25 protein-coding genes are annotated in these 24834 nt (G+C 69.5%); 13 read left to right on the forward strand and 12 right to left on the reverse strand.

The features are described 5' to 3' along the window. Positions 1-174: 174 nt before the first annotated feature. Positions 175-819, reverse strand: coding sequence for a DsbA family protein (locus OXS27_RS08080; RefSeq protein ID WP_243927111.1), 645 nt, complete (start codon positions 817-819; stop codon positions 175-177). Positions 820-909: 90 nt separating this feature from the next. Further along, entirely contained in the window at positions 910-1392 is a 483-nt protein-coding gene (locus tag OXS27_RS08085; RefSeq protein WP_267355429.1) for a DciA family protein, read from the reverse strand. A gap of 133 nt (positions 1393-1525) precedes the next feature. Between OXS27_RS08085 and mutY the strand changes: the two genes are divergently transcribed. Further along, complete coding sequence (gene mutY, locus OXS27_RS08090) at positions 1526-2869, forward strand: A/G-specific adenine glycosylase (protein WP_267355430.1); 1344 nt, start codon at positions 1526-1528, stop codon at positions 2867-2869. A 100-nt stretch (positions 2870-2969) separates the two neighbouring features. Here mutY and OXS27_RS08095 read toward each other — a convergent pair whose 3' ends face one another. Beyond that, complete coding sequence (locus tag OXS27_RS08095) at positions 2970-4160, reverse strand: site-specific DNA-methyltransferase (protein WP_276592446.1); 1191 nt, start codon at positions 4158-4160, stop codon at positions 2970-2972. 585 nt (positions 4161-4745) lie between these two features. On the opposite strand from OXS27_RS08095, the gene OXS27_RS08100 reads away from it, so the two are divergent. From OXS27_RS08100 to OXS27_RS08120, 5 genes are all read left to right on the forward strand, one after another. Continuing rightward, a complete protein-coding gene (locus OXS27_RS08100) occupies positions 4746-5096 on the forward strand; it encodes a septal ring lytic transglycosylase RlpA family protein (protein ID WP_243927117.1) in 351 nt (116 codons plus the stop codon). Positions 5097-5218: 122 nt separating this feature from the next. Beyond that, positions 5219-5533, forward strand: a complete 315-nt coding sequence (locus OXS27_RS08105) for a polyhydroxyalkanoic acid system family protein (RefSeq protein ID WP_243927119.1) — start codon at positions 5219-5221, stop codon at positions 5531-5533. 80 nt (positions 5534-5613) lie between these two features. Further along, positions 5614-5847: a hypothetical protein gene (locus OXS27_RS08110; protein ID WP_244005274.1), complete on the forward strand. Its 234-nt coding sequence runs from the start codon at positions 5614-5616 to the stop codon at positions 5845-5847. 66 nt (positions 5848-5913) lie between these two features. Further along, positions 5914-7716, forward strand: coding sequence for an ATP-binding cassette domain-containing protein (locus OXS27_RS08115; protein WP_267355431.1), 1803 nt, complete (start codon positions 5914-5916; stop codon positions 7714-7716). Positions 7717-7757: 41 nt separating this feature from the next. Beyond that, positions 7758-9248 (forward strand): carboxypeptidase M32, encoded by a 1491-nt coding sequence (locus OXS27_RS08120; protein WP_267355432.1) that lies wholly within the window; start codon positions 7758-7760, stop codon positions 9246-9248. A gap of 114 nt (positions 9249-9362) precedes the next feature. Here the strand turns inward: OXS27_RS08120 and OXS27_RS08125 are convergent, their stop codons facing one another. The 4 genes from OXS27_RS08125 to OXS27_RS08140 form a co-directional block, all read right to left on the reverse strand. Beyond that, positions 9363-12839 (reverse strand): YhaN family protein, encoded by a 3477-nt coding sequence (locus OXS27_RS08125; RefSeq protein WP_267355433.1) that lies wholly within the window; start codon positions 12837-12839, stop codon positions 9363-9365. Positions 12840-12856: 17 nt separating this feature from the next. After that, complete coding sequence (locus OXS27_RS08130) at positions 12857-14095, reverse strand: DNA repair exonuclease (RefSeq protein WP_267355434.1); 1239 nt, start codon at positions 14093-14095, stop codon at positions 12857-12859. 279 nt (positions 14096-14374) lie between these two features. Beyond that, a complete protein-coding gene (locus OXS27_RS08135) occupies positions 14375-14755 on the reverse strand; it encodes an energy transducer TonB (RefSeq protein WP_267355435.1) in 381 nt (126 codons plus the stop codon). A gap of 88 nt (positions 14756-14843) precedes the next feature. Beyond that, positions 14844-15593 (reverse strand): sigma-70 family RNA polymerase sigma factor, encoded by a 750-nt coding sequence (locus OXS27_RS08140; RefSeq protein WP_267355436.1) that lies wholly within the window; start codon positions 15591-15593, stop codon positions 14844-14846. A 300-nt stretch (positions 15594-15893) separates the two neighbouring features. Between OXS27_RS08140 and OXS27_RS08145 the strand changes: the two genes are divergently transcribed. Then, positions 15894-16139, forward strand: a complete 246-nt coding sequence (locus tag OXS27_RS08145; RefSeq protein WP_243927135.1) for a hypothetical protein — start codon at positions 15894-15896, stop codon at positions 16137-16139. A gap of 57 nt (positions 16140-16196) precedes the next feature. Here the strand turns inward: OXS27_RS08145 and OXS27_RS08150 are convergent, their stop codons facing one another. Next, on the reverse strand, positions 16197-16520 hold the full coding sequence (locus tag OXS27_RS08150) for a metal-sensitive transcriptional regulator (RefSeq protein ID WP_243927137.1): 324 nt from the start codon (positions 16518-16520) through the stop codon (positions 16197-16199). A gap of 57 nt (positions 16521-16577) precedes the next feature. Next, positions 16578-17435: a manganese catalase family protein gene (locus OXS27_RS08155; protein ID WP_243927139.1), complete on the reverse strand. Its 858-nt coding sequence runs from the start codon at positions 17433-17435 to the stop codon at positions 16578-16580. 716 nt (positions 17436-18151) lie between these two features. Between OXS27_RS08155 and OXS27_RS08160 the strand changes: the two genes are divergently transcribed. Beyond that, the gene (locus OXS27_RS08160) at positions 18152-18784 is read left to right on the forward strand and encodes a Crp/Fnr family transcriptional regulator (RefSeq protein WP_243927142.1); all 633 of its coding nucleotides are present in this window, start codon (positions 18152-18154) and stop codon (positions 18782-18784) included. A gap of 94 nt (positions 18785-18878) precedes the next feature. On the opposite strand, the gene OXS27_RS08165 is transcribed toward OXS27_RS08160, so the two are convergent. Next, complete coding sequence (locus OXS27_RS08165; RefSeq protein WP_243927144.1) at positions 18879-19160, reverse strand: hypothetical protein; 282 nt, start codon at positions 19158-19160, stop codon at positions 18879-18881. Positions 19161-19479: 319 nt separating this feature from the next. Here OXS27_RS08165 and OXS27_RS08170 point away from each other — a divergent pair, with 319 nt between their 5' ends. The 5 genes from OXS27_RS08170 (at position 19480) to OXS27_RS08190 (ending at position 23618) form a co-directional block, all read left to right on the forward strand. Further along, positions 19480-20901 carry a hypothetical protein gene (locus tag OXS27_RS08170; protein WP_243927145.1) on the forward strand — a complete coding sequence of 474 codons (1422 nt, stop codon included), beginning with the start codon at positions 19480-19482 and terminating at the stop codon, positions 20899-20901. A 156-nt stretch (positions 20902-21057) separates the two neighbouring features. Beyond that, positions 21058-21510: a cupredoxin domain-containing protein gene (locus tag OXS27_RS08175; RefSeq protein ID WP_243927147.1), complete on the forward strand. Its 453-nt coding sequence runs from the start codon at positions 21058-21060 to the stop codon at positions 21508-21510. 15 nt (positions 21511-21525) lie between these two features. Then, entirely contained in the window at positions 21526-21942 is a 417-nt protein-coding gene (locus OXS27_RS08180) for a DUF393 domain-containing protein (RefSeq protein WP_267355437.1), read from the forward strand. 7 nt (positions 21943-21949) lie between these two features. Next, entirely contained in the window at positions 21950-22165 is a 216-nt protein-coding gene (locus OXS27_RS08185) for a hypothetical protein (RefSeq protein WP_243927151.1), read from the forward strand. Positions 22166-23201: 1036 nt separating this feature from the next. Then, entirely contained in the window at positions 23202-23618 is a 417-nt protein-coding gene (locus OXS27_RS08190) for a cupin domain-containing protein (RefSeq protein ID WP_267355438.1), read from the forward strand. A gap of 15 nt (positions 23619-23633) precedes the next feature. Here the strand turns inward: OXS27_RS08190 and OXS27_RS08195 are convergent, their stop codons facing one another. Together OXS27_RS08195 and OXS27_RS08200 are read right to left on the reverse strand one after the other, a co-directional pair. Beyond that, entirely contained in the window at positions 23634-24200 is a 567-nt protein-coding gene (locus OXS27_RS08195) for a hypothetical protein (protein WP_267355516.1), read from the reverse strand. Positions 24201-24374: 174 nt separating this feature from the next. Further along, complete coding sequence (locus OXS27_RS08200; RefSeq protein WP_243927155.1) at positions 24375-24659, reverse strand: hypothetical protein; 285 nt, start codon at positions 24657-24659, stop codon at positions 24375-24377. Positions 24660-24834: the final 175 nt, after the last annotated feature.

Raw genomic sequence — 24834 nt, forward strand, 5'->3', positions numbered from 1 at the left:
GGGCAGGAGGATCCGAAACCGGCTGGACGCCCCCAGCAAGCGGGCGCACCATAGTTTCGCCTATCTTGGGTGTCAAGGCGAAGCCCATACATGGTAAACCGTTGATTTTAATTTGGTATTCCAGCTCGGACCACAACTCCTGCACGGTGCTTCGCAAGAGCGTCGGCCCGGCCTTCAGGCACCGATGATCGGCTTGATCACCTTCTCCATGCCCTCGACCGTCATCTCGCCGGTGTAGCGCTCGCCGTTGATGAAGAAGGTCGGTGTGGAATCGACCTTGAACACGTCGAGCCCGCGCTGCTTCACGGTGTTGACGGCGCCGTAGATCTTCTGGTCCTTCAGGCAGGCCTCGAAGGTCTGCTTGGTGTAGCCGGCCTGCCGCAGCATCTGCTCCAGCGCATCCACCGGCTTCGGCGTGAAGGCCCAGGCCGCCTGCTGATCGAACAGCAGGTCGGTGATCGGGTAGTACTTCGAATCGCCCTCGCAGCGCGCCAGCATGAAGGCCGCGGTGGCGAGCGGGTCGAGGGGGAACTCGCGCAGCGTGAACCGCACCTTGCCGGTGTCGATGTACCGCTCCTTGAGCGTCGGCCACGTGTTCTTATGGAACGCGGCGCAGTGCGAGCAGGTCATCGAGGCGTACTCGATGATCGTGCACTTCGCATCCGCCGGTCCGAGCCAGACATCGCCGAGCGGGCCCGGCTGCATCAGGGTCGCGAGATCCGCGCCCTGTGCCTGCGCCGAGCGGGACAGGTAGGGCAGGGCGAGGCCGGCGCCGAAGGCGAGGCCGGAGAACTTGAGAGCGTCGCGTCGCGTCGTCATCGGTCAGGCTCCGCCGGATTGATCAGTCTTGGCGTCCCGATGCGGGTACTCGGGCGCGGCCGTCCTGGCAAGGCGACCGAATCGCCTCGCTTATCGATCCGGGCGGGTGGCGACGGCCGCGGTACCGAGGCGGTCGAGGGCCGCGCGCAGGCCGTCATCGGCGATCCCGGCGACCGCCTTCTGGACCTCGACGGCCCGAATGGGATCCACGCGGGTTGGTTTGGCCTGCGTGCCGCTCCGGCCGACCCGATCCTGCTGCAGGACGATCCGCGACACGCAGGCCCAGCCGTAATGTCTGTTGATCCGCTGGATCACCACGGGCGCGAGGTGCTGCAATTCGATGGCGAACACCCCTTCGACGCGCACGACCAGCGTACCGGCTTCCGGCGCCTCGCCATCCCGGCGGCGGCGCTTGGGCCATTCGAGCTTGGACGGCCGGCAGTAGCGGGCCAGCCGCTCGCCCACGATCTCGGGCCACGCGGCCAGGATGTCGGTCGAGGCGAAGCCCTGCGCCGCAAAGGCCGGGCCGATGCAACCCTCGATCAGTTCGGCCAGCGGTTTGACGCGCGCCATGGTGGTCCCGGCCCTGTGGATCCGGCGACGTTAGCGCAGGATGGTTGACGAAGGGAGGACGCAGCCGCGCTTTCGCCGCCCTATGATCGCCTCACCCCGCCGGCTATGCAGCGCGGACCCTGTCGATCTGCCCATGCCGCCCCGCACAGCCATGGATCATCAAGCCGGTGCCGGACCGCGCGCCGACGACCTGCTCGTCTGGTACGACCGCCATCGGCGCGTCCTGCCGTGGCGGGCGCTCGCCGGCGAGGTGCCCGATCCGTACCGGGTCTGGCTCTCGGAGGTGATGCTGCAGCAGACCACGATCGCGGCGGTCCGGCCGTATTTCGAGCGCTTCCTGGGGCGCTTTCCCGATGTGTTCGCCCTGGCGGACGCCCCCGAGGAGGCCGTGATGGCGGCCTGGGCCGGGCTCGGCTACTACTCCCGCGCACGCAATCTGCACGCCTGCGCGAAGGCCGTGGCCGCGGGCGGCGGGCGCTTCCCCGATACGGCGGAGGCCTTGCGCAAGCTCCCGGGGATCGGCGCCTATACGGCCGGGGCGATCGCCGCGATCGCCTTCGACCGGCCTGAAGCGGCCGTCGACGGCAATGTCGAGCGGGTCCTCAGCCGCGCCTACGCGGTCGAGGCACCCCTGCCGGGCAGCCGCCCGGAGATCCGGCGACTGACCCAGGCGCTCGTCCCGGACGACAGGCCGGGCGACTTCGCGCAGGCGCTGATGGATCTCGGTGCGACGATCTGCACGCCCAAGCGGCCCGCCTGCGCGCTCTGCCCCTGGATGCTGCCCTGTCGGGCCCGGGGGCTCGGCACGCAGGACACGTTCCCGCGCAAGATCAAGGTCGCCAAGGGTGCGCTGCGCCGCGGCGCGGCCTTCGTGGCGATCCGCAGCGGCGACGAGGGGGTGCTGCTGCGGACGCGGGCGCCGGAGGGACTGCTCGGCAACATGGCCGAACCGCCGGGCAGCGCCTGGGAGCCCGATTACGACGCGGCCGGAGCGCTGCTGGACGCGCCCCTCGACGCCCGCTGGAAGCGCCTGCCGGGACTCGTGCGTCACGGCTTCACGCATTTTCCCCTGGAGCTGACGGTGTTCGTGGCCCGGGTCGCCCTCTCGACGCCCGCGCCGCCCGGCATGCGCTTCACGCCGCGCAACGCCCTCGACGACGAGCCGCTGCCCGGCCTGATGCGCAAGGTTCTGGCCCACGCCTTCGACCCGAAGCCGGAGCCCGAGAAGAAGCCGCGCGGGCGCCCGAAGAAGGACCCGCCGCCGATGCCGCTGCTGGCGGCGATGGAAGCCCCGGTGTCGATGCCGGATCCGGAGCCGCGCCCGCGCATCCGGGCCGTGCCGAAACCCCAGCCGAAGCCGGCGCCTGCACCGCCGCTGGAGGTGGATGATCTGCTGGAGGGGGAGGTCGAGCCACGGATGGCTCCGGCGCCCACCAGGGCGCCGACACGGCGATCAGGCCCGGCTCGGAAACGCTGAGGCAGCGTCCCGGCCGGGGTGGCCGCCAACACGATGCGCGTCGAAAAAACAGCGCCGCGACTTTGCGAGCGTCGCGACGCTCGCAAAGTCGCAAAGGGTCCTATCCGTTCGCCATCGCCTGCCGCAGGCCGGCCCGGTAGCTGTCGATCACCAACGGCTTGCCGCCGCGCTGCACGTGCCAGAAGGTCCAGCCATTGCAGGCCGGCAATCCCTGGACCAGGGCGCCGATCTTGTGAATCGAGCCAATGACGAGGCCGTTGTCGAGCTGGCCGTCCGGACGCACCGTGGCGCGGAAGCGGCGGCGCTCATCGGTCACGATCTCACCGGGACGGATATGCCCCGCCTCGATCACCGACAGGAACGGCACCCGCGGCTCGGCCCGCTTTGTCGGCGCCACCATGAGGGCGGCCTTCGACAGCGGCTCCACGGCGGCGATCCGCGCACGGGCCGCCTCGGCGTAGGTCGTCTCGCGCTCGATGCCGATGAAGCGGCGGCCGAGGCGCTTGGCGACGGCGCCCGTGGTGCCGGTGCCGAAGAAGGGATCGAGCACCACGTCGCCGGGATTGGTCGCCGCGAGCAGGGTGCGGGCCAGCAGGGCCTCGGGCTTCTGGGTCGGGTGGACCTTGTGGCCCTCAGTATCCTTCAGCCGCTCCTCGCCGGTGCAGAGCGGGATGAACCAGTCCGAGCGCATCTGGAGGTCTTCATTCCCCCCTTTGAGCGCGTCGTAATGGAAGGTGTAGCCCTTCGACTCCGCCGAGCGCGAGGCCCAGATCAAGGTCTCGTGGGCGTTGGTGAAGCGCTTGCCGCGGAAATTCGGCATCGGGTTGGCCTTGCGCCAGACGATGTCGTTGAGGATCCAGTAACCGAGATCCTGCAACGCGCTCCCGACCCGGAAGATGTTGTGGTATGACCCGATCACCCAAAGGGTTGCGTTCGGCTTCATCACGCGGCGGCAGGCCGCGAGCCAGTCCCGGGTGAAGGCGTCGTAGGCCTCGAAGGTCGCGAACTTGTCCCAGTCGTCGTCGACGGCGTCGACGCGGCTCTGGTCGGGACGCAGCAGGCCGGCATCGCCGAGCTGCAGGTTGTAGGGCGGGTCGGCGAACACGCAGTCGACGCTCGACGCCGGCAGGCTGTTCATGGCTGCGATACAATCCCCGATCAGCACTTGATCGAGGGGCAGAGAACGCTGGGCGGGTACGAGACCCATCCGTGGCGCCGACGCGGGCCGCCCGGCACGCGAGACCTGTTTCCGGGCGACGACGTCGGCAGCCACGGTACGCGGGGAAGCCATGGCAAACACCGGTTACGCGACTGACCGGCAGACCATGACCCGAACAGGGTAAAGGACGCGTTTTCGAATTTCGTCGGCCCGCGTCCCGTTCTGGGGCTGCAGTTTTTGCCGAGCGCAATGTCCGGCCCATCCCGCGAAAGATTAAGCTTCGGTTACAGCGCGCGCACGACGCCCTTTGAGCCGCGAAAGGCTGGCTCGTCTGCGCTTGCCCCGCCGTTCGGGCCCGCTGTTCTTCGGGACCAGCCCGGCATGACAATCACCGCCGCGATCGCACCGCTGGCGCGCGCCGTCTCCATCTCAGCGGGACGCAGGGTCACGGCCAGCGCAGGGCTTAGGAACGACGACCTATTTTCGAGGCCGGCGGCACGACATCCATAGTTCTTTCCGCCACCCAGGGACGACTACGCACTATTTCATCCGCAACAAGCAGCGAAATAAACTGTCACACTAGGGCATGTAATCGTGCTGATCAGCACGAAATCGGCCAAAATGTGACGTGAATCGGTTGCGAAAACCTGCCTTATTCCGGACGATTTCTGACACGACTGGCGCCGCCCCGATAACAACAAAGGGAATGCGGTGAGAATGTCGTTTGGTTTCGGTAAGCTCGTTGTCTCGCTTGGAATGCTGACCACCGTCGTCGGAACAACCCTCCCGGCCACCGCGCAGAGCGGAGGGGCCTCCTGGTACGGAAGCGGGCACCGCACCGCGAATGGTGAGCGTTTCAACCCCAACGGTCTGACCGCCGCCCATCGCAGCCTGCCGTTCGGCACCCGCGTCCGCGTCGAGAACACCCGGACCGGCCGCTCGGTGGTGGTTCGCATCAACGATCGCGGGCCCTTCGTGCATGGCCGCATCATCGATCTGTCGCGCGGATCGGCCCGTGCCCTGGGCATGGGCGGCACGACCTACGTGTCGCTGCACGTCCTGAACTGATCCCAACGCGCCTGTAGTGCCGGGCCGCCTCCGTCCCGGCAGGGCAAGGCGGCCCCCGGGGGCGTTGTCTGAGGCGGCCTGAGGCCCCATCTGCTGCCGGGTTCAGCTCGGATCAGCCTACCATGCCCAAGCCCCTCATCGTCGACATCCCGCACGACCTCGGCCGCGACGAGGCCAAGCGGCGCCTTGAGCACGGCACCGATCAGGCGCGCGCCTTCCTGGCCAAGAGCGGCATCAGCGTCGACCAGCTCGCCTGGACGGGGGATCGCCTCGATTTCGGCGTCTCCGCGGTCGCGCAGAAGATCGCCGGTACGATCGACGTGGGCCCCGAGAGCGTCCGGCTCGAGGTGAAGCTGCCCTTCCTGCTCGCCCTGTTCGCCGAGAAGATCCAGAAGGTGGCGAGCAAGGAGGGCAATCTCCTGCTGACCAAGAAGTAGCGGTCCGGAACCGGATCGGCCGGACCTTGTTTCCGCCGGAACGACGCCGAGATGCAGCGTCGGCAGCGCGGAGGATCCCAGTGTCCGATTTCACCCTCGCCGATCCGGGGCAAATCCCCGAGGTGCCGCAGCAGCCCGGACCCGGACCGGACCGGCCCTACGAGCCCCCGCAGGCGCCGACCCAGCCGCCCGGGCCGGAGATCCCCGGTAACACCCCCGCCGAGGCGCCGGGCATCCAGCCGCCGGAGATTCCGGTGAACGATCCGGGCGCGCCGGAGATCAGCCCCCCGGGTCCGGCAAACCCCGTCGCCTGACCGGAGGATCGGAGAGAGGCGGGGGCGGGTTTGAACGGACCGGCGCACACTGCCATAAGCCGGCGCATGGCCGCTCCCCCGCTTCTGACTCTCCAAGACGTCGCGCTGACCTTCGGCGGCACGCCGCTGATCACTCGCGGCGAGATCGCCATCGCACCCGGCGAGCGAACCTGCCTCGTCGGGCGAAACGGGTCCGGCAAGTCGACGCTGATGAAGATCGCCGCGGGCCTGGTCGAGCCCGACAAGGGCCGCCGCTTCGTGCAGCCCGGCACCACGATCCGCTACCTCGCGCAGGAGCCGGATTTTTCCGGCTTCGCCACCACGATGGATTTCGTCGAGTCCGGCCTGCCGCCCGGGGAATCGACCCATCGGGCCCGCTACCTGCTGGAGAGCCTTGGGCTGACGGGCGACGAAGATCCCGCGAAGCTTTCGGGCGGGGAGGGGCGGCGCACCGCGCTCGCCCAGGCGCTCGCCCCGGAGCCGGACGTGCTGCTCCTCGACGAGCCCACCAACCACCTCGACCTTCCGGCGATCGAGTGGCTCGAGTCGGAACTCCGGTCCACCCGCGCCGCGCTCGTGCTGATCAGCCACGATCGGCGCTTCCTTTCGGCCCTGTCGCGGGCGACGATCTGGCTCGACCGCGGCGAGACCCGCCGGATCGACCAGGGCTTTTCAGGTTTCGAGGCGTGGCGCGATGCCTTCTTCGAGGAGGAGGAGCGCGACCAGCACAAGCTCGACCGCAAGATCGTCGCCGAGGAGCATTGGCTGCGCTACGGCGTCACCGCACGGCGCAAGCGCAACGTCCGGCGTCTCGGCAACCTGCACGAGCTGCGCCAGAGCCGCCGCGAGGTACGCCGTCCGGTCGGCAGCGTCAGCATGCAGGCTTCAGACGCCGAATCCTCCGGCAGCCTCGTGGTCGAGGCCCGCGACATCGCGAAATCCTACGGGGAACGCAAAATCGTGGACGGCCTGTCGCTCCGGGTGATGCGTGGCGACCGGCTCGGCATCGTCGGGGCGAACGGCGCCGGCAAGTCGACGCTGATCAACCTCCTGATGGGCCGGCTGGAGCCGGATTCCGGGCAGGTCGTGCTCGGCACCAACCTGATGCCGGTGGTACTCGATCAGGCCCGGGCCGTGCTCGAACCGGGGATGACCGTCACCGACGTGCTGACCGGCGGCCGCGGCGACAGCGTCACGGTGAACGGCCACAGCCGCCACGTGATCGGCTATCTGAAGGACTTCCTGTTCAGCCCCGAGCAGGCGCGCACGCCGGTCTCGGTGCTGTCGGGCGGCGAGCGCAACCGGCTGCTGATCGCCCGCGCCCTGGCCCAGCCCGCGAACCTGCTGGTCCTCGACGAGCCGACCAACGACCTCGACCTCGAGACCCTCGACCTGCTGCAGGAGATGCTCGGCGACTACCAAGGCACGCTGATCCTGGTGAGCCATGACCGCGACTTCCTCGACCGGGTGGCCGGCAGCGTCCTGGTTTCCGAAGGTGCGGGCCGCTGGGTCGAGTATGCCGGCGGCTACAGCGACATGCTGGTCCAGCGCGGGCAGGGCGTCGAGGCGCGGGCCGCGGCGCCGAAGGCGAAGGAGTCGCGCGAACGATCGGCGAACCCGGCGGCGCAGCCAGCGGGCAAGCCCAAGCTCGGCTTTAACGAGCAGCACGAATTGAAGACGCTGCCCGCCCGGATGCAGAAGCTGGAAGCGGCGATCGGCCAGCTCAAGACGATCCTGGCCGACCCCGACCTCTATGCCCGCGACCCCGCCCGCTTCGACAAGGCCTCGACCATGCTGGCGCAGGCCGAGACCGAGCTGTCGCAGGCGGAGGACCGCTGGCTGGAGCTTGAGATGCTGCAGGCGGGGTGAGTCCCGCAACCGCCTGCACGATGGACCGGACCGGAGACCGCATGACCGCCTACCAGACCCTCGAACAGCGCTTCGCCCGCCTCGCCGCCCTCGAAGGGGCCGCCGGGATCCTCGGCTGGGATGCGCAGACCCTGATGCCGGACGGCGCGGCATCGGCGCGGGGTGACCAGCTCGCGATCCTGCGCGGCCTCGCCCACGCGATGCTCACCGAGCCCGAGGCGGCCGGGGATCTCGACGCGGCCGAGCGCGAAGGCGGCCTCGAAGCCTGGTCCGCCGCCAACCTGCGCGAGATGCGCCGCGCGCAGGCCCACGCCACAGCGGTCCCGCGCGACCTCGTCGAGGCGAGTTCCCGTGCGGTCTCCCGCTCCGAGATGGTCTGGCGCGAGGCGCGCCGCGACGCGGACTTCGCCAAGCTGGAGCCCCACCTCGCCGAAGTGCTGCGGCTCCAACGCGAGATCGGCCAGGCCAAGGGCGCAGCCCTCGGGCTCGACCCCTACGATGCGTTGCTCGACAGCTACGATCCGGGCATGCGCCGGGCGACGATCGACCCGCTCTTCTCCGATCTGACTTCGTGGCTGCCGGGGCTGATCGCCCAGGCCCGGGAGATCCAGGCCGGCCGCCCGGCGCCGGTGCCGCTGACCGGCCCGTTCGACGTGGCGGTGCAGCGCGCCCTCGGCCTCAAGCTGATGGAGGCGGTGGGGTTCGACTTCACCCGGGGTCGGCTCGACATCAGCCTCCACCCGTTCTGCGGCGGCGCCACCGACGACGTGCGGATCACCACCCGCTACGACGAGGCCGATTTCGGCCGCGCGCTGATGGGTGTGCTGCACGAGACCGGTCACGCCCTCTACGAGCAGGGCCGGCCGGCCTCCTGGCGCAACCAGCCGGTGGGCGCGGCTCGGGGCATGAGCCTGCACGAGAGCCAGTCGCTCATCGTCGAGATGCAGGCCTGCCGGAGCCGGGAGTTCTTCACCTTCCTGGCGCCTCTGCTGCGGGAGGCGTTCGGGCGCACGGGGCCGGAATGGTCTCCGGAGAACCTGCACGCGCTCAACACCCAGGTCGCGCCGGGCTTCATCCGGGTCGATGCCGACGAGGCGACCTACCCGGCGCACATCCTCCTGCGCTACCGGCTGGAGACCGCGATGATCGCGGGCGATCTCGCGGTGCGGGATCTGCCGGGGGCATTCAACGACGGAATGCGGGAGTTGCTGGGTCTCACGGTCCCGGACGACCGGATGGGCTGCCTGCAGGACATCCACTGGCCGAGTGGCGCGTTCGGCTATTTCCCGACCTACACGCTGGGCGCGCTCGCGGCTGCCCAGCTGTTCCGGGCTGCCCGGGCGGCCGAGCCGGCGCTGCCAAGCTGCTTGGCGCAGGGCGATTTCGCGCCGCTGCGGCGCTGGCTGCGTGCGAACGTGCATGAGGTCGGCAGCCTGCTCGAAACCGACGCGCTGCTGACCCGCGCCACGGGGGCGCCGCTCGGCACGGCGGCGTTCCGGACGCATCTGGAGGCGCGGTATCTCGGGGCGTGATGGGTCGGCGAGCTTTCGTAGGAGGAGGCCTGGAGCGGCCTTTGCGTCTCTTCTTCCTCCGCAAAAGGGGCGATCCGCGGAGACAACCGCTCATGAGCGATTGAAGCCCGCTCCCTACAAAGCCACCACATCCACCGCGTCCCCCAGCCGCGCACGGGCGATCTCAGCCACGTGGCGGTGGTGGGTGAACAGGATCGGCTGCAACGCAGCGCCGATCTCGGCGAGCGCGTCGAGGCCGTACCCGGTGCGCGCCTCGTCGAACGTCGAAAAAAGATCGTCGCCGATGAACGGCGCCGGCTCGGCGCGCAAAGCGTAATCCTCCAGATAGGCGAGCCGCAAGGCGAGGTAGAGCTGATCGCGGGTGCCCTCGCTCATGCCCTCGATTCCGACCAATCCGCCCCCGCTGCGCTGCCCGGCGAGCTTCGGGGTATCGGCCTCGTCGAAGGTCTGGGCGAGGCCCGAGAAGGCGCCGCCGGTAAGCGACCGGAACAGCGCCCCGGCCCGGGCCACCAGGGGATCCTGCTGGCCCGACCTGTGCCGGGCCACCGCCTGACCGAGCATCAGCCCGGCCAACCGCAGCACCGCCCAGGAACGGGCCGCAGCCTGAAGATCGGCTTCCGCGGCCTTGCGCTCGGCGAGCGCCAATTCGGCGCCGGTCCCGCCCTCAAGCTCCGCCCGGCGCCGCTCAGCCCTGTCCCGGTCGGAAAAGATCACCCGGCCGCGTTCCTCCAACTCCTCGGCCTCAAGGGCAAGCCGGGCCAGCTCGGCCTCGATCGCCTCGGGCGGCAGCGCCTCGAGCCCGGCACGCAGCTCGGCCTCCGGTAGCCCATCCGACGCGCCCGCGAGGCTGACACGCAGCCGCTCCGCCTCGGCACGGAGCGCCTCCCGGGCGCTGAGACGGCCGAACAGCGCTTCGAGTTCCGGCATCGACGCATCGCTTTGGTCCGGCATCCGTGCGGCGACGTGGCGGGTCAGCACCGCGCGCGCGGTCGTCAACGCGTCGGCGGCGGCACGACCGGCTTTGGCGGCCTCGTCCAACCGCCGGTCGAGTTCGACCCGCCGGGCCTCGTGGGCCTGGGCGGCGACGAGCCGGCCGTGGAGGGCGCGGATCGCCGCCGTGGGGCCGGCCTCCACGAGATCGGGGGCGAGCGCTTCGACAAGGGCCGCAGCGGCATTCCGGAACGTCTCCATGTCGCGCCGGATGCCGGTGGCCCGTCGGGTCAGCGCGGCGCGCTCGGTGAGCCGTTCGGGGACCGCCCGCCACGCCTCCAGGGCGCTCTCGGCCTCTTCGGGCCGGGCCGAGGCGTCGAGGCCGATGAGCCGCAGCGCCGCGCTCCACTCACTCTGCCACCCCGCTCGGCGGTTCGCCGTCTCGGCCCGGGCAGCGTCCAGCCGCTCGGCCGCGGCGCGCGCGGCGCGCAGGAGCCCGCCGGTCTGTAGGCTGGCCTCCCAGCGGCTGGTCAGCGTGGCGAGGCGCGCTTCGAGCCGTTCGAGAGCCGGCCCGACCTCGATCCCGGGCGAGGCGTCGAGCCCGGCTCTGGCACTCAGTTCGGCGAGAGGCGCCCGGGCGGCCTCGATCGCGGCGCGGGTCTCATCGAGCCGGAGCCGGTCACCCGAGAGCCGCTGCTCGGCCTCGACCAGGTCCTCGACCTCCGCGAGCCACGCCGCCATCTCGACCGGCGACGCGGGGGTGATGCCGGTACCCCCCCAAGCCGCGCGCCACGCGGCCTCGCCCTCGGCGATCTGGGCCTCGATCCCGGAGAGCTCATGCAGGGCGCCGGCGAGGGTCTCCTCCTCGGCGGCGAGGCGGTCGAGGTCGGCCGCGTGGGCCGCGACCCGGGCGGCGTCGTCGGCGCGCGCGTCGGCCAAGCGGTCCGCGTCGAGCCGCGCACGTTCGTAAGCCGCGATCTCGGCGGACTCCAGCATGCGCCCCGACTCGAGGGCTCTGCGCAGCGGCGCGAAGGCCGCGTCGCGCGCCTCCCGAAGCGCCGCGACGCGCTCCCGGGTGGCGATCGGCTGGCCGGCCGCGCGCTCGCGCAGCCGGTCCCGGGTGGCCTTCACCTGACGCTGCGCCGCGTCGCGGTGGTCGGCGGCCCGCTCCCGCTCGCGGGCCTTCCCGTCGAGAAGCACACGATAGCCCGCCACCGCCTCCGGGTGGGGCAGGGGCGTCCGGACAAGGACGGCGATATCCGAGATGGCCGGCGCCATCCGGGCCGCCTGATTGCGCAGCAGCGCCGTCTCGTGCCGGATGTTGGCGCTGAGGCTGTCGTGCGCGGCAATCCGCTCGTGAAGGCGCGCTAGAGGCTTCAGCGCCTCGCGGAGCGGGGTCGGATCGCGGGTTGCGCCCGCCGCCTCGATCTCCCCGGCCAGACGGTCGCGCTCAGTGAGCGCCGCCGCGTGATCGCGGGATAGCTGGTCCTCGGCGGCCGCGAGTGTCCTGTGGTCCCGGATCAGCCGGTCGATCCGGGCCCGGGCGGCGTCGGTCGGCTGGCCGGCCTCCAGGGCCGCGAGGTCGGCAAGGCCGATCCGGGCGCGCAGCCGTTCGAGATCCAGGTCGACCTTGTAGATTTCACCCTCGATCCGGGGCAGGTCGGTGCCGCCCTTCTCGAATTCCTTGGTGCCACTGAAAACCGCCAGGATCTCGTCGGCCCGGAGCGTCAGGCCCGGCTCGACGGGCACCGCCTCCGCGTCGTCCCGGGCGCGGGCGACGGCGGAGCCGGCCCGTTCGGCTTCGGCCTCCGCGGCGCGACACGCCGCGAGGGCCATACCGAGGCGGTCGATCCAGGCAGGATCGGCATCGACCAAGCCATCCTCGGCCCCGATGCGCTGCGCCAGGGCATCGATCTCGGACAGGATCGGCCGGACCCGCTTGAACCGCTCCAGCCGCGCGCGCGCGACTGCCAAATCCTTCTGGCCGTCGCGGAGGGTTTCGAGCTGGCCGGCCGCGGCCGCGATCTCGTCGTTCAGGGCACGCCAATCCGTCGCGCGCAGGCTCGTCTCGCGGATCGTCCGGCGGGCATTGTCGTGGCGTTCCAGCGCTTGGTAGAAGGTCCGGTGCTTGGCCTTGTGGGGCGTGAAGATCGCGTCCGCCTCCCCCTCCAGGTCAGCGTGCAGCTCCGTAAGCCCGCGCAGGCCGGAACCCGCCGCGAACAGGCTCGCCCCGACCTCGCCCTCGACATCGACCATCTCGCGCCCGCCCGCCCGCAGGTTCGCTGCGTCGAGGCCGAAGGCGCGGCAGAACACGGTCCGCGAGATGCCGCCGACGAACGGTGCCAGGGCGTCGTCGGGGATCGGCGCCTCGGCGGCGTCGATCAGGGTGCGGGTGTTGCCCTTCCGGCGGCGGAAGCTCAGCCGGCGCCCGTCCGCGGCGACGATCTCGGCGCCCAGGCGCAGCAGGGGCATGTCGTGCTGGAATGCGTACGGGGTGGATTTCCCGAAGCCGAACAGCAGGTCGGTGACGGCCGCGAGCGCCGTGCTCTTGCCGGCCTCGTTGGCACCCAGCACCACGTGCAGGCGCGCATCCGGCCGGAAGGCGATCGTGCGGTCCGTGAAGGCGCCGTAGCGCTCCAGGGCGAGGTGGATCAGGCGCATCGGGGCTCTCGATCCACTTAGCAGTGCCGGCCGGTGAGACGGCCGAGGATCAGCGCCTCGGCCTCGGCGCAGAGGGCATCGAACTCGGCCTCCAGATCCGCCTCGGCGGCGACCGGAGCGGGTAGACGGCCACGGATCTGCGCAAGGGCGGCCTTGGCCCGGGTCCGGAATTCCGGATCGCGGTCGAGATCCGCCATCAGGGCGGCCGGGTCGATCGCGGCACCGGAGGACTCGACTGCGGCCGGCGGCCGACGCGTCGCGATCTTCAGGCGCTCCAGCCAGAGATCCTCGTGCAGCCGGTGGGCCGCGGCCTGGATCTCGGCCGTCACGCCGTCCCGGTCGGCAGCGAGCGCGTCGTGGGCCTTCGTGGTGCCGGTCAGGTGGACGCGCACCAGGACCAGGCGGCCCGCCGCCGCGTCCGCCAGCGGCCGCAGGGCCGCCTCGGCCGCCTCGATCGCGCTGCGGGTATCGGCGGCGTCGGAGAGATCCACCGACACCTGCTCGAACCGCGCGCGGTCGAGGGCGAGGCGGGTGAGACCGGTCACCCGTCCGTCGGACACAGCGACCAGGACGGCGCCCTTCTGACCGCATTCGCGGATGCTGCGGCCCTGGAGATTGCCGGGGAACACGATCCAGGGATCCCGGGACAGCTCGGCATACTCGTGGATATGGCCGAGCGCCCAGTAATCGTAGCCCCGGGCCTGGAGGTCGGCGATCGAGCAGGGGGCGTAGGTCTCATGGCCCGCATGGCCCGTGCAGGAGGTATGGAGAATCCCGAGGTTGAACCAGCCCGGCAGGGCCTCCGGGTAGGTCAGCGACAGGTTTTCCGGGACGGCCCGGTTCTCGAAGCTGCGGCCATGCAGGGCGACGCGCAACGCTTCGATGCGGTGAGTGCCGGCGCGTTTGGCCTCGAAGACGTGGACCGAGGGGGGCAGGGTGATCGACTTGGTGATCACGCTCTCGGCGTCGTGGTTGCCGCGGACCAGGATGGTCGGGATGCCGGCCCGGTCGAGGCGGGCCACCTGCCGGGCGAAGAACAGGCCTATCGTGTTGTCGGCCCAGTCGCCGTCGTAGACGTCGCCGGCCACGACCACGAAGGCGACCTGCCGCTCGATCGCCTGCGTGACCAGATCCTCGAAGGCGTGCCGCCCGGCCGCGGCGAGGCGGCGGGCGAGATCCGCGTCGCGGGTCGCCAGGCTCGACAGCGGCGAGCCGAGATGCAGATCGGCCGCGTGGATGAAGCTGAAGCCCGACATCGACCTCCGGGAGGATCGTGGGAACGGTTGGCTGCGCGCGCGGAAGCGCCGCCGTGACCGCGCTCATAGGCTGCCGGCGGGTTTGGCCTCAAGCACCGTGGGCGTGCGGGACCGGGTTTGTCCCGCGTCGCGGATCCCTGCGGCGCGGAATCATCGCCGGATCCGCGCCGCTCCTCTTAGGACTCTTGGATTCCGAACTTCGCGTTGCGGCCGATCATCCAGCCCCGCTGTACCGGAAGAGGGCTCCGGCGACCGCGTCGTCGCCGGGCCGCAGACCGGTCAGCGCCCGAGTTCGACCGGAATGCTGAGGTCGGCCACGCCTCCGCTGCTCACGAGACCCGCCGGCGGTGCCGAGAGCGGACCGACGGCCCGGACCGCGCGCAGCGCCCGCTGGTCGAGATCGGGCGAGCCTGAGCTGCGCTCGACCTCGGCTCGCTGCAACACCCCGTCGGGGGCAATCTCCACATGGACCACCACGGTGCCGCCCCGCCGCCCCGATCCCGGCCGCCGTTCGGCGCGGTCGGCGGCATCGATCCGCATGACGAGATCCGACAGCCAGGCACGCGCCGCAGGTCCGGGCGCCGCCCGGGCCGGAAACGCGCATGGGATCAGGAGCAGACCGAGGAGGAGGGTCCGGCGGGCGAACTCGGGCAACGGCATGCGGGACCGACGGCTCCTGGCGCGCGTGACGGTTGAACGTTCCTACGCGCGCTGGGTGCCCGAGGCGAGCCCTGACCGTGGGTCGCAATCAGGAGATCGTGGTGGGTCTCCGGCCCCGCGGCCCAGCGGCGGCCAGCATGACTTCGTCGGTGCCGACCTCCAGGCCGGTATAGCCCAGCAGCTCGGCGAGCTGGGTCCGGGCGCGCCAGACGCGGCTCTTCACGGTGCCGATCCGGCACTGCATGACGGAAGCGGTCTCCTCGTAGGTGAGGTTCTCGATCGCCACGAGCACCAGCGCCTGCCGCATCGCCGGCGCGAGCCGGTCGAGGGCGACGCGCACGTCGCTTAGGTCGAGATGGCCGCCCTGCTCGGGCAGCGACACCATCCGCTCCGCCTGCGCGCCGTCCTCGTCCTGCACCTCGCGGCCGCGCTTGCGGTGCTCGTTGTAGAACTGGTTGCGCATGATCGTGAACAGCCACGCCTCCAAGTTCGTGCCCGGCGCGAAGCTGGCCCGCGAGCGCCACGCCCGCAGCAGCGTGTTCTGGAGGAGGTCGTCGGCTCCGACATGGTTGCGCAGCAGCGAGCGCGCGAAGCGCTGCAGGTTCGGCACCAGGCGCAGCAGGGCAGCCTGGAACCTCTTCTCGTGGCCGTCTTGGGCCTTACCGAAGGCCGCATCCAGGAGCTGCAGCAGGTCGGCGAACCGATCCGCGATGGGTGGCTCGATCACATCCTGTGCGTACGTCGCAGCGAGCAGATGGCCCAGGTGAGACTGGACGCTGCCGGGGAGCCGGGGAGCCTGCGGGGCGATTGTCCCGCCGTCGTTGGCATGTCGAAGCATGATCGCCGATCACCTATGAGGAATAAAGAGTATCGGTCCGGCCATTAGCGCCCGTTCCCAGGACGATCGCCGCAACATAGATCAGCCGATATCGAGATCTTAAGATTGATCCATGATGTGCCGACTGCTAATCCGAGCGGAATAGTGGGCCGACGGCACGCTTTCGCTCCGGATGTCTCGCGCGAAAACCTGTCCTGCGTGACGCAGCATCTGCGCACCGGCACGGAAGCATGTTGCGCTGGCGGCCGGCGAAGCGAAGCCGTAGTGCTGCAACCGGACGCCGAACTCGGGACTACACGCATGACACGCCTGTCCGACCTCGAAGACGATCCGGCCTTCCAGCAGGCCGTGCTGGCCGTGCGAGGTGCGGCCAGCACGCTGAGCGGACGCGCCGTGACCGAGGAGGAGGCGCGCTTTCTCGTCGGCATCGCGCTGACCACCTTCGCCCATGCCGGTGGCCTGAGCGAAGCGAGCCAACGGCGCCTGGCCCGCTTCTCGGAGACGATCGAGCACGGCACGGTGGTCGAGACCTTGACGCGTCACTGAGCCCGCCTCCCTGCCGACCCCGATTGCCGCAAGCGGAGCCGCCGCAGGCGGAACCGGTCAACCCGACCGAGCCTCCGTCATGCCGGACCGCAGGACGCGCAGGAGGTCTTCCAGCACCGCCTCGCGGTCCTGCGGCTGGGTCGCCAGAGCCAGGCCCGCCTCGAGATGCTGGCCGATGATCAGAAGCCCCACTTCGCGCAGCGCGGCGCTGGCCGCCCGGATCTGCTGGATCTCGTCGAGGCAGTAGCGATCCGCCTCGATCATCGCCCGCAGCCCCCGGACCTGGCCCTCGATCCGGCCGAGCCGCCGGACCAGCGGGGTACGCTCCGCGTCGGTGCGGGCAAGGCAGACGCGACCCTCGACGAATGTGGCGCTTGTCACCGTTCTGAGACCTGCCTGTCCTAGTCCGCACCGATGGCGCTTCGGAGCGCCGTGCCGTCAGCCGATCTGCTGGGTCTCGGCCGCGCTGTCCGGGCGTGCCGGACCGAGCACCGGCTCCTCGCCCATCGGCTGGTTCTGCACGACGCTGAACTGGCCCTTGCCGTCGAGCGATGGGCCTTCCGTCCAGCGGCCGGCCGGGGGCGGCGAGCCGTCCGCAGCGGTCCCGAAGAAGTTGTAGTTGAACTTCTGGTTTTCCTTCTCCTGCGGGAAGGAGTTCGGGATCGGCAGGGTGCCGGCGTGACCCCCGAGTTCCTCGATCACCGCCAGCCATTGCTGCTGGTGCATCGTGTCCCGGGCGATGAGGAAGCTCCACATGTCGCGCATGCCGGCATCGTTCGTGGCGTTGTAGAGGCGCACCGCCAGGACGCGCCCGGTGCTCTCGGCCGCGACGTTGCAGTACATGTCGGCCGCGATGTTGCCGCTGGCGTAGATGTGGCTCATGTCGAAGGGCAAGCCGTCGGAATTGCCCGGGAAGGCGGCCATGCCGGTGGACAGCAGCGTCTTGTGCAGCATGCCCTCGACGATGTGGCGCGGGTTCTCGCCGCCCATCACGGCGCCGACGATCGCATCGGCCGCGCCGGCCTCCTGGACCTTGGTGGGGGCGGTCTCGAGATTCATCGCCACCGCGGTCGCCAGCATCTCGATGTGGCCGATCTCTTCGGTGGCCGTGTGGAGCAGCATGTCACGGTACTTGGTCGTCGGAGCACGGTTGCCCCAGGCCTGGAAGAAGTATTGGAACGCGACCCGGATCTCGCCCTCGATACCGCCGATCGCCTGCTGAAGCATACGGGCGTAAATCGGATCCGGGCTGTCGACCTTGACCGGGTACTGCAGGCGCTTGTCGTGATAGTACATGAAGAGTGTTCCTCGCGTGAGGCACGGCGCGCTTAAGCCCACCGCACGATCGGCCGCAGGTCCCGTACTCCACGGGAGCATCGAGCCTCGCTCCCTGCCCAACCCGGCTTTAGGACATCGGTTCGGTCGACGGACGCATTGAGAACGATTTAAATGATCGAAATCCAATTTTCCTTCATGAAATCAACGCAAAACTTTTTTCGAAAAAGACGTCGTTATCCGCCCGCGACACGAATGACATGATATTAACATAGGTTTTAGTCGATAGATCTAGATCAATATCGTGCCTTCGGGCGACGGATGAGCCCGAAATAGCCTGACCTGCAGACCCGGGCGCTTCAGCCCGTCGCGACCGCGGGCTCGTCACACACGCAGCGGCTGTGGCGCGAGGGCGTGTCGCTGGCTCTGACCTCGTTCAAATTCAGATCCAACCGTGACGGCAATCGATCGATGAATGCGCAATTAAATCGTGCAAATATCTAATGTCCGATTGCGTACGCTTCGGAAAATACTAAAGCGACTTTTGGTCCAATCATATCCGACCGACTTGTACTCGAAGATGCGTTGATCTCACGCGCTTGTGAATATCCAGGTTGGCGCATCGCCAATGGCCTGGAGTGCGTCCTATGCTCACTGCCCCAATGGCCGATCTGGCCCAGCTCTTTGGGACCCGTCCGGCAACCCCTGATGGGTTCGCGAGAGAGCTTGGCCTGCCCATGCGCGAGCGGTCCATTCCCAAGCAGCACGATCTGCTCCTGCCCGGCGCCGAGCCGGAGGTCGCCCATCTGTTGCTCGCCGGTCATGCCTGCCGCAGCCGCATGCTGCGGGATGGGCGGCGGCAGATCACCGCCATCCTGATACCGGGCGATATCTGCGATCCGGAAGCGATCGTGGCGAACCGCGCGGATTATGCCGTCAACACGCTCACCCGATGTACGGTCGGCGAGATCTCCCTGGCGCGGATCGCCACCCTCGATCATCAGGACCTGACCGCCATCCTCGGCCACCGCCTGCGCCGCGAGGCGGCCATCGCCCGGGAATGGATCGTCAGCCTGGGGCGCCGGGTCGGGATCGAGCGGATGGCGCATCTCCTGTGCGAGTTGCGCTGGCGGCTGGCGACGGTGGGCTTCGCCACCGAGGACAGTTTCGAGATGCGGATCACGCAGAGCGACTTCGCCGACGCACTGGGATTGACCCCGGTCCACGTCAATCGGGTGCTGAAGAGCCTGCGCGAGAGCCGGCTGATCCATCTGCGCGGCGGCCAGCTGACGTTCCTCGATCGCCCACGCCTGGAACGGCTGGCGCAGTTCGACGCGACCTATCTGGAGATCTGGGCCGATCCCGCCTGATCGGACCGTTCGAACCGCTGGTCCGACGCGCGCGCCGAGTGGCGCCGCGCCGACGCGGCCGTCACGGCCCCATGACCCCGGAACCGGGCCCCGATCACAGCCACCCGATCCGACGGGCCAGCATCACGCAGAGGGCGAGGCAGGCCGCCACCGTGACGATCAGCATGGCGGCGTTCGTCCAGAACCGGACCGGCCGGCTGGACCCGTCGATCCCGCTGGCGCGCAGCCGAACCCACGGCACGTAGAGGTAGAGCGCGATCACCGTGAGGATCAAAAACGCGAAGGTCGGCACCCGGCCGCTCGCGAGCGCAGCCCCTGCCAGGATGGCCCATCCGAGAACGAGGCTCACCATCGTGAACAGGGCTGTCGAATTCACGGGCCTTCACAATCCTTCCAGCGGATCCTTGCCCCTGTGGGACGGCGGGGCTCGATCCCGTCCTCCAGCCCGGACACGCGGATGTCCGCGCCCCGGTGCCGCGCGCTCGCGTGAGCGCGGTTCCCAAGCTGATACAGGGACTTACAGGCAGCGGTAATCCAAGTGTGTGAAATCCGGCCGCGTCCGTCAAGTCGCGCGTCGGGGCGATTCGGGCACCGATTCGAATCGCCCGCGGCCATGCTGGGCGCGTGACCGTGCCGCGATATAACCGGCTTGGCGAGACGGGCTGGGTCGGTGGCGCTCTCTGCGCCGGAACAGGATGGCCGTGAAACCGAAGCTGCTTCGTCTCGCCCTCGCCGCAACGGCGACGCTGTCCCTGTCCGTGGCGCAAGCCGGCTGGCAGGGCCCCGGGGCACAGCCCCTGTTCGTCAACGAGGCCAATCCGAGCGGATACAATTACGCCCCGAGCGTCATCGTCGAGGGCCAGACGACCGATATCTGGTGGTGCGGCCAGGGCAAGACCGACGTGATCTTCCACCGGACCTTCACCGCCCAAGGCGGCTTCTCGCCGGCGCAGGTCGTCTTCCAGCCCACGCCGGGATCCTGGAACCGCCAGTATGTCTGCGACCCGAGCGTGATCAAGGGCGCGTTCCGCAACCCCGCGGACGGGCAGCCCTACGCCTACGCGATGTACTATTCGGGGGCCGACAACCTGCCGGGCCACAACAACCACACCGGGCTGGCCTTCTCCAACGACAAGGTGACTTGGATCGACTACCCCGAGCCGGTCATCGCCCCGCTCAACCCGACCGTGGCCCAGGGCAATTACGGCGCCGGGCAGCCGGCGACCATCAACCTCGACGGCCGCTCCAGCCTGCTCGTCTTCACCACCGACCTGACCGGCCCGCAGGGCGTAGCGGGGTTCGGCGACCTGTACGTGCGCCGGACGGCGGACGCGGTGCATTTCGATCCGCCGGTCCGGGTGCCCAACCGGACCACCGACGGCGCGACCCTCAATCCGAATTCCGATTTCGCCTACGACCCGTCATCCGGCGACGTCTACGTCATCACGGGGCTGCCGGGGCGCAACTGCCAGCAGGTCGCCTGCAAGGATCCGGCCCGCAACCCCGACCGGGAGACCTTCCAGATGGGTCTCTACCGGATGCCGCTGAAGGCCCTGCTGAGCGGCGCGCCCGCGACCTGGGTCCCGGCCGGCGACCTGAACACGGACGTGACGGGGTTCTACCTCAATCACAGCCCGGGCTTTCAGCGCGACCCCTTCGGCAGCCTCACGCCCTTCCTGCCATCCGTCACGGTCTATTTCTCCGGGGGCGATCCCTATCCGGGCACCTGGCGGATCGCCGCGGCGACCGAGAACCCGGCCGCCGACCGTGCGCCCCTGAAGCGGGCGCTCGGACCGGGCGGACACTGGGTCACGACCGGCTTCATCGCCCCCGGCTACACGATGGAGACCGCGCTCGGGACGCTGTTCCTCCTGCCGAAGCCGGGCACCGCCAAGCTGATGAGCTGCCTGGCCGGGGCGGACCACTTCGTCAGCCGCGATCCGAACTGCGAGGGCCGGACCCCGCTGGGGCAGACCGGCTATCTCTACGAGGCGCCGCGCCCGGGCAGCCACCCGATCTACCGCTGCCTCGCCGGCGGCCGGGACCACTTCGTGTCGACCGACGCCAAGTGCGAGGGGCAGGCGACCGAGGGCCTGCTCGGCTACGCGCTCGACTGACCTCGGGGCAGGCCCGCCCGACGGGTCCCGGTGCGGCGTTGCGCCCGGGAACAGGGCGGAGCGCGTCGCCTTTCTGACGGTACCGTCGGCTTATGCCGAACCTGTCGGCTCACGCCGCGTGGCTGCCGCCGAAAACCCGTCCCGGAGATGCCCCTGATGCCGACTCTCACCCGTGGCGCGGCCGTCCTCGTCGCCTGTCTCGTCGCGGGGCCGGCCTTCGCGCAGGGCAAGCCGCTTCCGCCCCCGGCGAGCGACGTGACGCCGCCGGTCGAACTGACGATCAGCATGCAGGACGGCAAGCCGGTCTGTGATCCGGCCGAGCTCCGTCTGCCGGCGGAGACGAACGTCGTGCTCCACATCAAGAGCAGCGCCGACGCCCCCGTGGTCCTCACCGCGCCGGGTCAGTTCGAGAATGGGCTGATCCAGCATTCGGACGGCGATCTGGTCCATGTGGAGAGCGAGAAGGGCTACACGATCAAGCAGAATGGCCAGGGCACGCTGCGCCTGCGGACGATGAAGGCGGGGGAGGAGACCTATGCCTGCACCAGCACCCGCAACCAGGCCGCGCCCTTCAAGGGGAAGCTGATCCTGATCCCGCCTGCCAATTGAGGCTTTGACGAACCCATGACCAGCGGCACATCCGGCGACACCCTCAGGATCTTCTACGACGGGGATTGCCCGCTCTGCCGCGCCGAGATCGGCCATTATCGCACCTGCGACGGCGCCGATCGGCTGGCCTTCGTCGATGTCGGGCATTCTCAGCCCGCTCCGACGCTCGCGCCCGGCCTGACCCACGAGGCCGCCCTGCGACGCTTCCACGTCCGCACGGCGGACGGGCGGCTGGTCTCGGGTGCCGAGGCGTTCGCCCATCTCTGGACGAGTCTCCCGGGCTGGCGCTGGCTCGGCCGTCTGATCGGCCTGCGCATCCTCGGCTTCCGCCCCGTGCTGGCGATCGCCGAGGCAACCTATCGCCTGTCACTGCCCCTGCGGCCGCGCTTGGCGCGGTGGGTCTCGCGGCAGGACGCACCTCAGCGCCGATAACCGGCGGATGACGACGCGCTGCGTCCACTATGTCGGCTTCCGCGACGACAGGTACTGGAACGCCTTCCGGATCTTCGGTGGTCCCCGGGTCATCCATCGCCGTTGGGACTTCTATGCCACCCGCGATGTCGGCCCCGACGATATCGTGGTCTTCGCCCAGGGCGACGAAACGCAGCCCCTCGCCGAACGAAACGCCACGGATATCGACGAGCGCTGGCTTTAGCGTGCGCTCTGCCGCGGCGGCCACCGGTCCGGCGTAAGGCAAAACTTCACACCGAAGCATGAGAGACGTGCCCGATTGCAGAGTGATCGCGCACGCCCGCAAGGTCTCGTTCGATGCGCCGGCATCGGGCGGGCCGGCCTCCGCTTTCCCTGTTGACGATCCGCAAGCCGGCCTCGCCGCGGCACAAGCTCAGCGTTATGGTTCATTACTGATGTTGCGGGCCACGATTTCTCCTGGCACTGGTTCAACGGAAAGCTCGTTCCAAACAGAGCCTGTTTAACGGGTTATTAACTATCCTCGGTGCTGGTTCGCTCTAGTCCAAGGAGCCTGTTCCATGATCTCCGCAAGTCTCCTCGTCGTGATCAGTGCGGCGCTCAGCGCGGCTGCGGCGGGTGCCGTGCGCGATGCGAACGCCCGAAGCCGCTGACGACGCGGCGGCCGGACTGTTGCCGGTCTGCGACAGGACACGGATCGCGCGATCCCGACCCGCCTGAGCCTTCGAACGGGCACAGTTCGACGGCACCCCTGATCGGACGATCCTTGATCTCCGGTCCCGTGCATGTTCCCTGCAGTCCGTGCCTTCGTCCTCCAGCATCGTGAAGGCAGTGCGGTGCTCGCCTCGTCGGGCGCGTTCCTACTCATCGTCTCCGTGTTCGCCGCCCTCCTGGCCTGATCGGGCTGCGGCGGCCGAGATCCGGTCAGATCGGTCCCAGGCCTCCTTCGAATAGGTGATGCGGCCCGGCCTCCCCTCTGGTTGTCTGGCGCCTCCCAAACCCCAATGGCATACTCAGCCCGCTCCGATCGCCGGAGCGGGCTCTTTCGTGCCGGTCGGCCGTGGATCCGGCGCGCGATGGCGGCCAAACAGAGCTCACGGCCGACATAAGACCGGCGATCGACTGCTTTCATTCGATCCGGCGGGCCATGAATATCCAGCAACCAGGCATTTACGAGCCGCCGGAACTGGGCCCATCGTGACGGCTGCGCGTGACCGATCGGCAATCGGGACAAACAAGCGCGCGAATGCGAGGAGACGCCCATGCTGTCGAGACGAAGCTTCGTGAATTGCGCGCTCTGCATGCTCTCGAGCGGCTTCACGGCCGTCGCGGTCGAAGCGCAGGCGCAGCCGGCCGGTCAAACCTCCGGCGTCACGCGCACGATCCTCAGCACCGAGGAATTACCGGGCGGGCATTACGTCGTCGTGCAGGTCGCCGCCGAGATCGCGCCCGGGGCGACCGTCGCGCGCCATACGCACCCGGGAATCGAATCCTCGGTGATCCTGGCGGGCGAGGCGGAGTTGCTCGTCGACGGCCAGCCCAATCGCACGTTGCGGGCCGGCGACAGCTTCCAGGTCCCGGCCGTCACCCCGCATAGCCTGCGCAACGGCTCCGGATCGACGCGCGTGGCGGGAACCTACACGGTGGAGAAGGGCAAGCCCCTCGCGTCGCCGGCCTGAACCGACCGCGCCCGTTCAGGTGCCGAGACCGGAGGTCGGCCTCTGCGGCGGGAGCGGCGGTCGCACGATGCGGGATCCCGGCGGCGTCGGTTCGCGATCCCCGCTGACCGGTGCCTCGGATCCGGCCGCCGAGTCCGCCGGCCGGCCCGGTCCCGGACCCTCGGCATGCTGGGAATCGGTGACGCTACGGGTCTCGCCGATGTCGCGGGACGTGTCGGTGCCGCGGATCTTGCCGCTGTCGCGGATCTTGCCGCTGTCGCGGATCTTGCCGCTGTCGCTGGAATCGGGAATCGCGCATTGCTCGCCGCAATTGCTGACCACCGCGTCGTAGGCTTTGCCGGCGATCGCCGCCGAGACGATGCAACGCGGCGGGTGATAGACCAACTCGTACTGGAACTTGCCCTGATCGTCGGACTCGGTGCGGAATCGGCCGTCCAGCACCACCGGCATATGCGGCTGATCGGTGGTGCCGACCACATAGAGCCGCCCGGTCGCAATCGCCGCAATGGTGATGTCGGAGGCCGCCTGCGCGGAGCCGCAGGCCAGCAAGGCAACCGCCCCTACGGCGGCGATCGGGATCACATGAGCCAACCGGCCAACCTCCTGACGCGCGTTCAACTTCGACGTATGGCCCCGCGATGGCCCCGGCGGAGACGGCGACGCCGCCCGCCTCGAACACCGCAACGAAGAACCGGCGGGCTTTGCTCCATCGGGACGGGCCTGCCGCGGGATGCACCTGCCTGCTCAAGGTAGGCTTCAGGATCGTTTCACGGCGCCCAGGCTCCGCGTGAGTTGCACGACCACGTCGTCGCCCTCTGAGGGCGCGGTGGATGTGGCGGGCGCCTCGAAATCCTGCAGGCGTCGGGCGACCTCCATCACGACGTGTTCGACCGATGGTGGCCACGGCACCCCGTTATCCAGGAGCATCCGGGCGGCGCGGACGAGCATTCTGAACTGCTCGGGCGGGATCGACGCGCCCGCCACATGCTGATCGAGGATGCGATCGGCAATCGCCGCCGCCAGCCCGGCAACTTCAGCCATCTTGTCTGGCTCATCGCCGGTATCTGTCATGTGCGTGGGACCTTCGCGTCTGGCGCTGGGTGCGGATCCAACCCGGCCCCGGAGCGACCGACCTCCGTGGTGCCGATCCGTGGATCGAGGCGCGCCGCGGGCGGTCGTACCAGAACGGGTCCGGGGGTGGTCGAGCCTGACGAGC

The sequence above is a fragment of the Methylobacterium sp. GC_Met_3 genome (assembly GCF_026540775.1).
GTDB lineage: Bacteria > Pseudomonadota > Alphaproteobacteria > Rhizobiales > Beijerinckiaceae > Methylobacterium.

Bases quoted from the DNA above. Each gene is read 5' to 3' on its own strand.
- OXS27_RS08105 (WP_243927119.1), top strand. From the start codon at position 5,219: ATGCCCAAGCCCCTCATCGTCGACATCCCGCACGACCTCGGCCGCGAC.
- OXS27_RS08180 (WP_267355437.1), top strand. From the start codon at position 21,526: ATGACCAGCGGCACATCCGGCGACACCCTCAGGATCTTCTACGACGGG.
- OXS27_RS08095 (WP_276592446.1), bottom strand. From the start codon at position 4,160: ATGGCTTCCCCGCGTACCGTGGCTGCCGACGTCGTCGCCCGGAAACAG.
- OXS27_RS08125 (WP_267355433.1), bottom strand. From the start codon at position 12,839: ATGCGCCTGATCCACCTCGCCCTGGAGCGCTACGGCGCCTTCACGGAC.
- OXS27_RS08130 (WP_267355434.1), bottom strand. From the start codon at position 14,095: ATGTCGGGCTTCAGCTTCATCCACGCGGCCGATCTGCATCTCGGCTCG.
- mutY (WP_267355430.1), top strand. From the start codon at position 1,526: ATGCCGCCCCGCACAGCCATGGATCATCAAGCCGGTGCCGGACCGCGC.
- OXS27_RS08155 (WP_243927139.1), bottom strand. From the start codon at position 17,435: ATGTACTATCACGACAAGCGCCTGCAGTACCCGGTCAAGGTCGACAGC.
- OXS27_RS08100 (WP_243927117.1), top strand. From the start codon at position 4,746: ATGTCGTTTGGTTTCGGTAAGCTCGTTGTCTCGCTTGGAATGCTGACC.
- OXS27_RS08140 (WP_267355436.1), bottom strand. From the start codon at position 15,593: ATGCTTCGACATGCCAACGACGGCGGGACAATCGCCCCGCAGGCTCCC.
- OXS27_RS08080 (WP_243927111.1), bottom strand. From the start codon at position 819: ATGACGACGCGACGCGACGCTCTCAAGTTCTCCGGCCTCGCCTTCGGC.
- OXS27_RS08185 (WP_243927151.1), top strand. From the start codon at position 21,950: ATGACGACGCGCTGCGTCCACTATGTCGGCTTCCGCGACGACAGGTAC.
- OXS27_RS08135 (WP_267355435.1), bottom strand. From the start codon at position 14,755: ATGCCGTTGCCCGAGTTCGCCCGCCGGACCCTCCTCCTCGGTCTGCTC.
- OXS27_RS08175 (WP_243927147.1), top strand. From the start codon at position 21,058: ATGCCGACTCTCACCCGTGGCGCGGCCGTCCTCGTCGCCTGTCTCGTC.
- OXS27_RS08115 (WP_267355431.1), top strand. From the start codon at position 5,914: ATGGCCGCTCCCCCGCTTCTGACTCTCCAAGACGTCGCGCTGACCTTC.
- OXS27_RS08170 (WP_243927145.1), top strand. From the start codon at position 19,480: ATGGCCGTGAAACCGAAGCTGCTTCGTCTCGCCCTCGCCGCAACGGCG.
- OXS27_RS08200 (WP_243927155.1), bottom strand. From the start codon at position 24,659: ATGGCTGAAGTTGCCGGGCTGGCGGCGGCGATTGCCGATCGCATCCTC.
- OXS27_RS08190 (WP_267355438.1), top strand. From the start codon at position 23,202: ATGCTGTCGAGACGAAGCTTCGTGAATTGCGCGCTCTGCATGCTCTCG.
- OXS27_RS08160 (WP_243927142.1), top strand. From the start codon at position 18,152: ATGCGCGAGCGGTCCATTCCCAAGCAGCACGATCTGCTCCTGCCCGGC.
- OXS27_RS08085 (WP_267355429.1), bottom strand. From the start codon at position 1,392: ATGGCGCGCGTCAAACCGCTGGCCGAACTGATCGAGGGTTGCATCGGC.
- OXS27_RS08145 (WP_243927135.1), top strand. From the start codon at position 15,894: ATGACACGCCTGTCCGACCTCGAAGACGATCCGGCCTTCCAGCAGGCC.
- OXS27_RS08120 (WP_267355432.1), top strand. From the start codon at position 7,758: ATGACCGCCTACCAGACCCTCGAACAGCGCTTCGCCCGCCTCGCCGCC.